Below are 11,551 nucleotides of genomic sequence, written 5' to 3'. Positions count from 1 at the left end.
CCTAATCTATTAGGATTACTGCTAAATCGCCTGCAATCTACCGCAAACGTCAACCCCTATCTCATGAGGTCTGTAGTGTGAGGAGTGCCTTATTGATTTCCAGTCTATCTGTGAGTACCTTAGTGTTCCTGATGGCTCCGAGTTGGGCGAGTTCGCCCAGGACTCCTAATACATTGGAAATTGGATCTGACCCCATTTCCCCTGAGTTTGAATTTGTTCCTGAACCCCTAGAGGCGATCTCTGCTCCTGAAGCGTTCTCTTGGAGTTTTTCCCCGATTGCTCCTCTAGACGATCCTACCTTTTGTGGTGCGATCTCTGCTCCTGAACAGATAGATCATTCTCCCCAATGTTCTCCCCTCTCGCAAAATACGGAGACTCCCCAAAGTACTCAACCCATTGAAGTGAACGAAATTCGAGTAACGGGCAGCACAATTTTCAGTCAGGAACAACTGAAGGAAATTGTTGCCAATTATGAGGGTAAGTCCCAAACCTTAGATCAACTTAGGAAGGCGGCCGATAAAATTACAGAACTCTACTTGAATGGGGGCTATATTAATAGTCGGGCAATTTTAGGCGATCAAGTGGTGGACAATGGCGTTATCGAAATTCAAGTCATTGAAGGCCGTTTAGAAGACATTGTTGTTGAAGGGGCAGGGCGTTTAAATCCAAGTTATATTACCAGTCGGATTCGCAGAATGGCAGGAGTACCGTTAAATAGTGCTTCCTTGGAAAATCAATTAAGACTGCTCAAAACCGATCCTCTTTTTGAGAGTGTAGAAGCAAGTTTGCAACCTGGATCGGGTATTGGTCAGAGTAAATTGACGGTGCGGGTGAGCTTAAAAAAACCGCTGACCGTTAATTTATTTGCAGATAACTATTCACCTGCAAGTGTGGGATCGGAGCGGATCGGGTTTCGAGTCGGATATCAAAATTTGAGTGGTTTAGGCGATCGCGCCACCATTGGTTATAACCGTACCACGAACAACGCCAAGACCAGTCGCTATGAGTTTGCCTACCGTATCCCCATCAATGCCATGGATGGATCGTTGAGTATTCAATTTCTACCCGATAATAATGAAATTAGTAATATTCAACTGCAAGATTTGGGAATTCGCGGCGAAACCCAACGCTATGAATTTGACTATCGCCAACCGCTGATCCGCTCTCCCCGTCAAGAATTCGCCCTCTCCCTCGGATTTTCCCACCATCGCGGGCAAACGTTTTTAGGAGATGTTCCGTTTGGCTTTGGATCGGGACCAGATGATCGCGGAAGAACCCGCAGTAGCGCCATTCGCTTTGGTCAGGAATACTTGCGTCGGGATGCAAACGGAATTTTGGGGGTGCGATCGCAATTTTCTCTGGGAATTGATGCCTTTGGCGCAACTCTGAATCCCGGCTCGACTCCCGATAGCCGTTTTTTTAGTTGGCTCCTGAGTATACAGCGCTTGCAACGGTTAGGAGACCATCATTTACTCACCATTCGAGGAGACCTACAACTGGCCACAACTAGCTTACTTCCCTCACGGCAATATGTGATTGGTGGCGGTCAATCTGTTCGAGGATACCGACAAAATGCCCGTTCTGGAGATAATGGGTTTTTAATCTCCATCGAAGACCGGATTACCATACAACGAGATACCAAAGGTCAACCCACTCTAATGGTTGCTCCTTTTGTCGATCTCGGTCAAGTTTGGAATAGCCAAGGCAATCCTAATGTTTTAGCCTCTGAGAACTTTTTAATGGGTGTGGGAGTAGGATTACTCTGGGAAGTAGCTCCTGGATGGAATATCCGCTTAGATTATGGCTATCCCATTATCGATCTACCCGATCGAGGAAATAATGCCCAGGATGATGGATTTTATTTTAGTGTTAATGTGGAACTTTAAATTAGAGACCTTTTAGCCAGTTCACTAAATCTTCGAGACCGTTGAAGTCTAAAATTTCTTCTCCTAGATCTTCTAAGTTTTCAATCGATAAGCTTTCAATTTGGCGACTGATCTCGTCTGGAATTTCTCCAAAACGTTTTTTAAGTAAACGCATAATCAAGGCGATCGCTTCTTTGATTCGTCCTTTTTCTTCCGCATAAGTAATTCTTCCTCTTTCATCTTGCAGCAGCATCCCCCGCCGATCTACTATTTCAAATTCTTCGGGGGTCATATTCGCTTGACTGGCTAGATTTAACGCCAATTCTATCTCCGATACTTCTCCTAGATTTTCAGGTATTTCTTCCAATAATGCCGCTTCTTTGAGGAAATAAATCCATTTATCTGTTAAGGTCTGTAACTCCGACAAACCTTTATTGAATTTGGGGATCTCTACAAAAATCAATCGCAATTCTTGCTCTAAAATTTTCAGATCCTCCTCCTCTTCTTCTTGAAACACAAATTTATTGATAACTTTTGAACTTTCTTTCAGTAAGATAAAATCGGTGATAGTTACTGCTATAGCTGGATTGAGTTGGGGGTAGTATTCTCCTTTTGTTAACTGATTTGCATAAGCTTTGGTTAGGTTGTAGGCGACTCGTTTATCAAATGCTGCCATTGAGGCAACTTGCATTTCTATGACTACGATCGAACCATCATTGAGAACGGCTTTTACATCTAAGTAGGTGTCTTTTAAGTTGAGAACTTGGCCCGGATTATAGGGGTTTTTGATCGTCAAAGATTGTATGATTTTTTCTCCACCATAAACGATAGCATTTAGAAAGCTGATTAATATTTGTTGGCTTTGTTCTGAACCAAATATTTTTTTGAAGGCATAATCTATTTTGGGGTTGATAAATTTCATGATTTTTTTCTTTTGAGTCTTAAAGGATACTTTGAGTTGATCGCAATCCCTAACTGACTCAATCTTAACCTCGTTGCGGTCACTTTAGCAGAAAAAGTGACCCTCATTCGTGCCTTCTCAAATCCCCAAACCCTGAGTACCACAAGTAGGGGCGAAAGAAATTCAGCCCCTACTGTCTTTTTTCTATTCCTTTTCTTACTAGCGTAAAGTGCTGTAATTAGCGCCCATTACCCCAATAAATACCTGGAGCATAAGCTTCTTTTACCCGTCCAGTACGGCTACAAGTGAGCAGGAAATAATCACAGGATGGGCATTCAATTTGAGTTTGCTCTAACTTAACTAAGTGCTTGCGTTCAGCCGATGAACCACAGTTCGGGCAGGGTATAGGTTGAATGAGAGGAATATTAAACTCTGAGGCATGGATATGCAGAGATGAATGTTGATTCTCTGATGTATTTAAGGAGGTTTTCATGGTTTTTGAAAAATAAGTTTACAAAGTTGATTACTAAAGGGTTGAGCCATCTTCCGGTTTCCTTAAATTCAAGATCTTGCCTTAAGTGACTCAATAGAGTATTTGTATTATAGTCAATTTTTTAGAGGTGTTACTTAGCCTTGAAATTAGTAAATCGTCCATTTCCCTTGATCCCTGACCGTTTGAAACCCTTTATTCATAAAGGTTTTGGACTATTTCATGGAGCAGAAATCCTGTCTGAAGTTCTATAATCGAGATCTTAAAAATTTATTAAATTTAGTATTTTCTGATGGAAATTTACATATTGATTCTAGAAGAAAAATATGCTTATCACAGTTTACAGCTTTGAGCAATTAACTACATAATATCTTTATATTGTGGGGAGGTACAGACCCCAAATATAGGGAATCAACGGCTGTTAATCCCGAAATAATAGAGAAATACTTATCGTCCTACGAGGATTAAGACAGAGCGATCGCACAATTCCTGTTCAAACTGGTTTTCTAAAACCATTTCTGTACCCGGTTTCCAGCTTTTCTGAACTGAAGTTAATCCTGTATCGGCAAATAAATGCCACTGTTTCTCATCCGGCAATTGGGGAATTTCAAACGTCAGAGGTTCCCAGTGCATATTCATCCCTACATAAATATAGTCGTCCTCCCGTTGTCCATCTTGGGCATGTTGACCACAGAGCAAAAAGCCTAACGTCCGAGCATAGTCAGCCCAGTCCACATTCCACGCTTGGGTTCCATGCCAACTAATATCAGCGTATCCACTGCCGACGATATCTTGATGTCGGAAATGGGTGCTGCGTCGTAGTACCGGATGAGCATGACGGAAAGCGATACAGTGCTGGAAGAATTCAAAAATATCTTGATTTGTCTCCAATAAAGACCAGTCTAGCCAATTCAGCTCATTATCATGGCAATAAGTATTATTATTCCCCTGCTTCGTGCGTCCCATCTCATCTCCCATTAAGATCATGGGTACACCTTGACTCACGATTAACAGGGCGATCGCGTTTTTCACCAGTCGTCGTCTGAGTTCATTGATTTCCGGATCGTCGGTCAACCCTTCCTCACCGCAGTTCCAACTAAAATTATCATTCGCCCCATCTCGGTTCCCTTCCCCATTGGCCTCATTATGTTTCTCTTCATAGGAGAATAAATCAATCAACGTAAACCCATCATGAGCCGTAATAAAATTAATCGAGGTTGTGGGGGGACGGTTCGTTTCAGCATACAGATCGGGAGACCCCATTAAACGATGGGACATCTCCCAAACCTCTGCATCTCCCTTGACAAATTGGCGCAACATATCCCGATATTTACCATTCCATTCCGCCCAACGGCCAAAGGAGGGAAATGACCCCACTTGATATAATCCACCTGCATCCCAAGCTTCCGCAATCAACTTACATTTGGCCAAAATCGGATCGAACGCCAAGACTTCTAATAATGGAGGGTTAGTTAAGGGAGTGCCATCGCGATCGCGCCCTAAAATCGAAGCCAAATCAAACCGAAAGCCATCAATATGATATTCAGATGCCCAATAGCGCAAACAATCTAACACAATATTGCGCACAATGGGATGATTACAATTGAGTGTATTACCGCAACCACTAAAATTAAAATAATACCCCTCTGGGGTCAACATATAATAAACCTTATTATCAATCCCTCGGAAGGAAATCATTTGACCCAACTCATTCCCTTCTGCCGTATGGTTAAACACCACATCTAAAATCACTTCAATCCCATTTTTATGCAGCTCTTTCACCAATGCCTTTAACTCATCAACCTGCATTCCCAACTTTCCGGTTGCTGCATAACCCGCTTTCGGCGCAAAAAAACCGACCGTACTATATCCCCAATAGTTATAGAGTCGCTCCCCTGTGTGTGGATTAAATCGATGATTTTCAAACTCATCAAATTCAAAAATTGGCATTAACTCTACTGCATTAACACCCAACGCTTTGAAATACTCAATTTTTTCCCGCATTCCCGCAAACGTTCCCCGATATTTCTCTTTCACTCCTGATGAACGATGCTGGGTAAAACTGCGCAGATGCATTTCATAAATCACCAAATCTTCTGGCGGTAACTCTAAAGGCCGGTCATTTTCCCAATCAAAATCATCAATCACAATTCGCGCCCGATGTTGATAGATATCCTTAAAATTGGGCATCTCACCCCAAAAATCCCGGCCGCCAATCACTTTAGCGTAGGGGTCCATCAAAATTTTGCTCGGATCGAACCAATGACCTTCGGTGGTATCATGGGGACCATCCATACGATAGCCATATTCAATATTTTCATAGTCCAAGTCAAAAACCATCATGCAGTAAACATTGCCAATCCGAAATTCTTCAGGAAAGGGAATTTCTACTAAGGGTTCGGGATCGCCTTTCGTAAAGAGAACCAGAGTACAGGAAGTCGCATGACTGGAAAAAATGGAAAAATTCACTCCTCCTGGCTTTAAGGTTGCCCCAAAAGGAAAGGGTTTTCCTCGGCGCAATTTAAAAGTTTTATAGGTACGGGTGGGATGAATGTCAATACGTTCCATTGTTATAAGTTACCCCAGAGAAGATTGGTAAAAGATCGTGATTCAAGACAGGCTACGAGCTTCATCTATGGTTTCACAAAGGGTGAAAAAGTCGAGGAATCCAGTAATGGACATGGTGTCACGAATTTCTTCCGATAATCCGACTAATATAATTTGTATTTTTTGCTCATCTATGTTTTTTTCGGCAGCTTTGCGATGTAAGACTAATAAGGTTCTTAGTCCCGCACTGGACATAAAAGAAACTTCTGTCATATTGAGCAAAATTTTGGGGGCTGATTCGATCGCGGGTAGAATCTGCTCTTGTAAGGTAGAGGCAGTTTGTCCGTCAATGCTGCCTTTGACTTCTATAATCGTTACTAAATCTTCACTGTGAATGTTAATGTCCATGGGGTGTTGGTCGCCGTTTAAGGATTAATGGGGAGAAACAGAAGCAACTGAGGGTTCCTGGTTTTCCGAGGGAGCAGGGAGAACGGATCGCCTCACCACTAATAGGGTCATATCGTCAAATTGATCCGTTTGATTGCGATGGGAGTCGATCCGATGGATAATCCGCTCTAGCAAGACAGTAGCAGATGTTGCGGGTTGTTCCAATATCGAGAGTAAGCTTTCTAGGGAAAAGGACTTACCTTGAGGCGATCGCGCATCGGTGATGCCGTCAGTGTATCCTAATAAGAGATCTCCTGGATCTAAGGTAACCTGGTGACTTTTATAGTCTGCTCCCATCTGAATTCCTACGGCTGGTCCTGTAGGGGGTAGAGATTCTTTTACTCCACCTCTAGACTTGAGAATAAATAGGGGTAAGTGTCCAGCATTGATATATACTAAGTTACCTGTTTTCCGGTCTAATATACCAAAAAATAACGTGGCAAACATTCCTAAGTTTCCATGGTTTTTGGCTAAATAGTGGTTGGTTAACTCGACTGCTTTTAGGGCATTAATGCGATCGGCAGTATAAAAGTTGTGGTGTTCAGTGGAAGGGATTGCATCACCCACTGTGAATTTTCCAGTTAAAACCAAGCCATCTAAGCTGGTTTGTCCGGAAAAAATTCGGATTAAACTTTGAATTAAGGGCATAAATAGGGCAGCCCCGACTCCTTTATCACAAATATCAGCAATGACTAAACCGATGTAGTCCTCTTCTAATTCAAAAGCATCATAGAAATCGCCAGCAACTTGACGGGCAGGTTTAAACCAAGCTAAGACTTCCCAATTAGGAGGATTAAGAATGACTAAGGGTTTGGCTTCATCTCGTTTAGGTAAAAAATTGCGTTGAATTTGCCGACCTTTTTCTAATTCAAAGGTTAAAGTGGTATTGGCTGCATATAAGGCTTTATTGGCGGCTTCTAATTCCCTTGTCCGTCGGGTTACTTTGTCTTCTAGAGTTTGGTTGGCTTGAGCGAGTTGACGAAAACCCTTTTGAAGTTGATCCGCCATGCGATTAAAGCTATCAACTAAAATCCCAATTTCATCTTCTCTATTGACCTGAATTCTCTGCTTTAATTCTCCAGTACAAAGGGTTGTCGAAACGACAATTAAATCGGTGATGGGACGAGTGAAACTGGTGGCAATGAACCACACGGCTGCACCAATGACCAATAGCGTTCCTAGGGTTAAATAGACGGAAATTTGCCAAAATTGCTCTTCGGGTTGGCGCAGTTCACGGGTTTGTTCTTGTAGCAGGAGAATCAGTCCATTACCCAGGGGTAAGGAGTAGCCTAACCAATAATTTCCATCGCGATCTTGTCGTTCAAAATGCTGTCCAGGGGAGGTGAGGGTGGGTTGAATGTCTGGATGATTTTCCCAAGACATAAATTGGGGTTGGGAGAGAAGGGTAACATCGGGATGTACAAGAATGTAACCCTGACGATCTAAGAGCATGGCATAGCCAGTTTTTCCCCATCGCAGCGATCGCAGTTGGCTACTAAGGGTGACTAAATTAATACAGCTTCGCAAAACTCCGTTAGCGTAGTTTTGTGCAGCACTCGCCTCCATTTGACCCCATATCGGTACCGTCGAACACAAAACAGGTTGGTTATAGGCTTGGGAAATGAAGGCTTCCATGGAGGTTGAACCGGCGATCGCCTGTTGAAACCAAGACCTGTTGGCTACATTTTCTCCGGTCTTTTCCCAGGTACTGCTCACCTCTTTGCCTTGGCGATCGAAGGTTTGTGCCCAAGTCAGTCCATAGGTTGCCACCAAAAACCTTAAAATTGGTTCCTGACGCTCTGGGTTCATACTGACCATATCTTTAACTTGAGCAATATTACTGAGAATATCCTCTGTTTTACTACTATAGGTAGCCAGTTGCTGGACGAGTTCCTGGGCGCGAATCTCCCTATTTTGTTTAGCACTCTGACGCATCCATGCTGTTGCCATAGAACTGGTTAACCAGGATATCGCCAATAAACCGGGGATCACAGCTAACAAAACCAAGACCGTAAGCTGAAAGCGTAAACTATGGCTAGAAAAAGATTTCATAGAAAAAGATTCCATATCCTCACCTTAAGCGGTGAATGGCTGGGTGCCTTAGTTCCTGAGATGCCAATCTTCAGGTCATTAATCAGAACGTGTGGAGGAGAGCAACAAGACAATCTCAGCTATCCCCGACCCTTAAGGTGAGCTAGATTAACCTTTCATTTTAACTGAAAACGAACCTTAATATAGACCGAACCCAGAATTTTGGGATATTTTAATAGTCCCGTTCAGCGTTTTGGAGTATTTTGGTTCATAGCAGATTCAACACTGTCCCCGATAAAATTTGCGATCGCTAAAGTGTGTAATCTACCAGCAGGTTTGTTGTTTAACTTTCCTTGCTCACCTGATTTAAACTCTTCATCCTTGGAGAAGTCAAAGCGTATGAATATAACCACGAATTATGAGCCAAAACTCAATATCTTGGGAATACCCGCAGATCGGGGCAGATGGCTTTTCATTCCTTTCGGGATGATCATCCTGCTGTGCTTGGGCAGTGTATATTCCTGGAGTATTTTTAGAACCCCTTTAGAAAATGAGTTGGGAATTAGTGCCACTCAAAGCCTATTGCCCTTCACATTTGTTTTGGTTTCCTTTGCCGTATCAATGCCGATCGCGGGTTTTTATATTACTCGGATTGGGGTGCGTGCCATGACGGTGATCGGGGGTCTTGCTGTGGGTTTGGGCTATATTCTTTCCAGCTTTGCGACTCATATTGGACTACTCATCTTCACCTATGGGGTAATTGCTGGAATCGGGATTGGTATTGCCTATGGTGTCCCTATGGTTGTGGTCTCTCGCTGGTTTCCTGATAAAAAAGGGTTAGCTTTGGGGTTAACCATCGTCGGATTTGGACTTTCGCCCCTGATCACCGCTCCCTTAGCCAACTCCTTAATCGATGCCTATACGGTTCGACCCACGTTACGCATTCTCGGTATCGCCTTTACAGCCATCATTTTCGCCATTGCCTTCACTTTGAAGTTACCTCCTAAGGACTGGCATCCTCAGCAACATATCGTTGCGTCCCAATCGAGCGTTGTCTCAACCTATTCTGGGAACTTGCTCAAGAGTCGATCGTTTTATGGACTGTGGATTTGTTACGCGATTGGAACTATCGTCGGTTTGAGTGCGATCGGTATTTCCAGCCCAGTTGGACAGGAAATCATTGAGATTAATCCGACTGTCGCGGCAAGCAGTGTTGCCTTATTTGCACTCTTCAATGGGGCAAGTCGTCCGTTTTTTGGTTGGTTGAGCGATCGCTTTAAGCCTCACTACATTGCCATTTTGTCCTATGTGCTGATCTTAATCGGTTGTCTGTTAATGGTGAATGCTCAAACGGGACAAGTGGCGACTTATCTAATTGCCTTCTGCCTGTTTTGGTTCTGTCTTGGGGGCTGGCTGGCAATGGCTCCAACGATTACATTGCGCTTTTTTAACCCCGATCAATATGCTCAAAACTACGGTATTGTGTTCACAGCCTATGGTGTTGGTGCTTTGATTGGAACCTTAGTGACCGGCCGCATTCGAGATCTATTTGGCACATATAATTATGCGTTTTACTTTATGGCGTTTTTAGCCATTATAGGTATCGTCATCGCCCAGGTGATGCTCAAGCGGGAAAGGAACTGAAGGAAGTCATCGACGCTATAAACACTCAACCCGATATCCCTCTTTAAATGTCTCAAGCAGATCAACCTTCAGGAAAACCCAGTGCCATAAATATTGTTTTTGTCGGCTTCATGGCTGTCGCCATTCTCTTTGCTGGTTATACAGGCAAAATGGAAGAGGTGACTCAAGCCAGTTTGGACTCCGCCAAAACCGCAGTTAATCTAGCAATTGATTTAATTGGCGTAATGGCACTTTGGCTCGGTTTAGTACGGGTACTCGAAGCCGGAGGACTCATGTACACTCTGGCGAATATCCTTAAACCCTTGATGGTTAAGCTGTTTCCGGATGTCCCCCCCACCCATCCAGCCATGGGGGCAATGATCCTCAATATTTCTGCTAATATGCTCGGATTGGGAAATGCAGCAACTCCCTTTGGCATCAAAGCAATGGTTGAACTCAATAAGCTTAATCCCCTCAAAGGGACTGCTACGAACGCCATGTGCTTGTTTCTGGCAATTAATACCTCTAGCGTTGTGTTGTTTCCCTTGGGAGTCATTGGAGTCAGAGTAGCCGCCAATAGTAGTAATCCGGCGGCGATTTTCCTGCCTACGTTATTAGCCACCCTTTGTTCTACCGTTGTCGGAATTTCGGTTGCGTCTTGGTTGGGTAGAAAAGATTCTAGCTTCCAGGAGGTTGAGTCTCTCACAGAGCCGTCCCCAGAGGAATTAGAGATAGAAAGCAGCGATAATCGAGTGGAAGAAGTTGAAGAAGCTGATTATTCTCACCTGCTCTATCCCACAGGTAGAGCGTCTCAAATGATTGCTTGGTTATTTATCCTTGGGTTTAGTGGGACTATTATCTATGGGGTGATTCGCAGCGACACCCTAGGGGATTTCTTTAACCAAGATTTCATTTCTCATTGGCTAATGCCGATCTTGATCCTCCTCATTATTACTTACGGAGTCGGGCGAGGGGTAAAAGTTTATGAAGCCGTCACCGAAGGAGCCAAACAGGGTTTTGATATTGCCATTCGGATTATTCCCTTTTTAGTTGCCATTCTGGTTGCTATTGGGATGTTTCGCGCTTCTGGTGCAATGGAAGCCGTCTCTAACTTACTCAGTCCCATAACAAATTTAATCGGAATGCCAGCGGAAGTCTTACCGATGGCACTCCTGCGCCCCCTTTCTGGTGGTGGAGCTTTTGGAATTATGAGCGAGTTAGTTGAGCGATCGCCGGATTCCTATAGTGCCTTTGTTGCTTCTACCATGATGGGCAGTACGGACACCACGTTTTATGTTCTTGCCGTATATTTTGGGGCAGTTGGCATTACCCGCATTCGCCACGCTCTTGCCGCAGGACTTCTTGCCGATGCGACGGGACTTCTATCGGCTTGTATCTTTTCGAGTTTATTTTGGATGGGTTAACAGTTAGCGGGGAATGGGGAATAGGGAATGGGGAATAGGGAATGGGGAATAGGCGATCGCTTAATTTTTATGAATCTGAGTTTGAAAAGTGGTAAAAAATGATAACAGGGGAACTCAAGTCAAAGGTCGATAAGCTATGGGATACGTTCTGGAGTTATGATTGGCTAAAATGAAGTTGGAGTAATGGATAGAGGCTTTGCTAGTTGGTCATTTATCGAAGAAA

8 protein-coding genes are annotated in these 11,551 nt (G+C 43.6%); 3 read left to right on the top strand and 5 right to left on the bottom strand.

Going from position 1 to position 11,551, the window contains the following annotated elements; genetic code table 11:
* Positions 1–77: 77 nt before the first annotated feature.
* Entirely contained in the window at positions 78–1,886 is a 1,809-nt protein-coding gene (locus tag AC3A14_RS16525; RefSeq protein WP_487779068.1) for a ShlB/FhaC/HecB family hemolysin secretion/activation protein, read from the top strand.
* Position 1,887: 1 nt separating this feature from the next.
* Here AC3A14_RS16525 and AC3A14_RS16520 read toward each other — a convergent pair whose 3' ends face one another.
* The 5 genes from AC3A14_RS16520 to AC3A14_RS16500 all read right to left on the bottom strand — a co-directional run bounded on the left by AC3A14_RS16520 (position 1,888) and on the right by AC3A14_RS16500 (position 8,302).
* Entirely contained in the window at positions 1,888–2,787 is a 900-nt protein-coding gene (locus AC3A14_RS16520; RefSeq protein WP_318735310.1) for an Rpn family recombination-promoting nuclease/putative transposase, read from the bottom strand.
* Between the two features lie 217 nt (positions 2,788–3,004).
* A complete protein-coding gene (locus AC3A14_RS16515) occupies positions 3,005–3,259 on the bottom strand; it encodes a hypothetical protein (RefSeq protein WP_318698883.1) in 255 nt (84 codons plus the stop codon).
* Between the two features lie 444 nt (positions 3,260–3,703).
* A complete protein-coding gene (glgX, locus tag AC3A14_RS16510; RefSeq protein ID WP_318735313.1) occupies positions 3,704–5,824 on the bottom strand; it encodes a glycogen debranching protein GlgX in 2,121 nt (706 codons plus the stop codon).
* A gap of 42 nt (positions 5,825–5,866) precedes the next feature.
* The gene (locus AC3A14_RS16505; RefSeq protein WP_318698885.1) at positions 5,867–6,211 is read right to left on the bottom strand and encodes an STAS domain-containing protein; all 345 of its coding nucleotides are present in this window, start codon (positions 6,209–6,211) and stop codon (positions 5,867–5,869) included.
* A gap of 24 nt (positions 6,212–6,235) precedes the next feature.
* On the bottom strand, positions 6,236–8,302 hold the full coding sequence (locus tag AC3A14_RS16500) for a SpoIIE family protein phosphatase (RefSeq protein WP_318735315.1): 2,067 nt from the start codon (positions 8,300–8,302) through the stop codon (positions 6,236–6,238).
* A 378-nt stretch (positions 8,303–8,680) separates the two neighbouring features.
* Here AC3A14_RS16500 and AC3A14_RS16495 point away from each other — a divergent pair, with 378 nt between their 5' ends.
* Together AC3A14_RS16495 and AC3A14_RS16490 are read left to right on the top strand one after the other, a co-directional pair.
* Entirely contained in the window at positions 8,681–9,925 is a 1,245-nt protein-coding gene (locus tag AC3A14_RS16495; protein ID WP_318735318.1) for an L-lactate MFS transporter, read from the top strand.
* Between the two features lie 47 nt (positions 9,926–9,972).
* A complete protein-coding gene (locus tag AC3A14_RS16490; RefSeq protein ID WP_318735322.1) occupies positions 9,973–11,328 on the top strand; it encodes a nucleoside recognition domain-containing protein in 1,356 nt (451 codons plus the stop codon).
* The last annotated feature ends 223 nt before the right edge of the window (positions 11,329–11,551 follow it).

The sequence above is a fragment of the Roseofilum sp. genome (genome assembly GCF_982964205.1).
The sequence above is the reverse complement of the archived record's forward strand: the minus strand, read 5'-3'. Positions and strand labels throughout refer to the sequence as shown.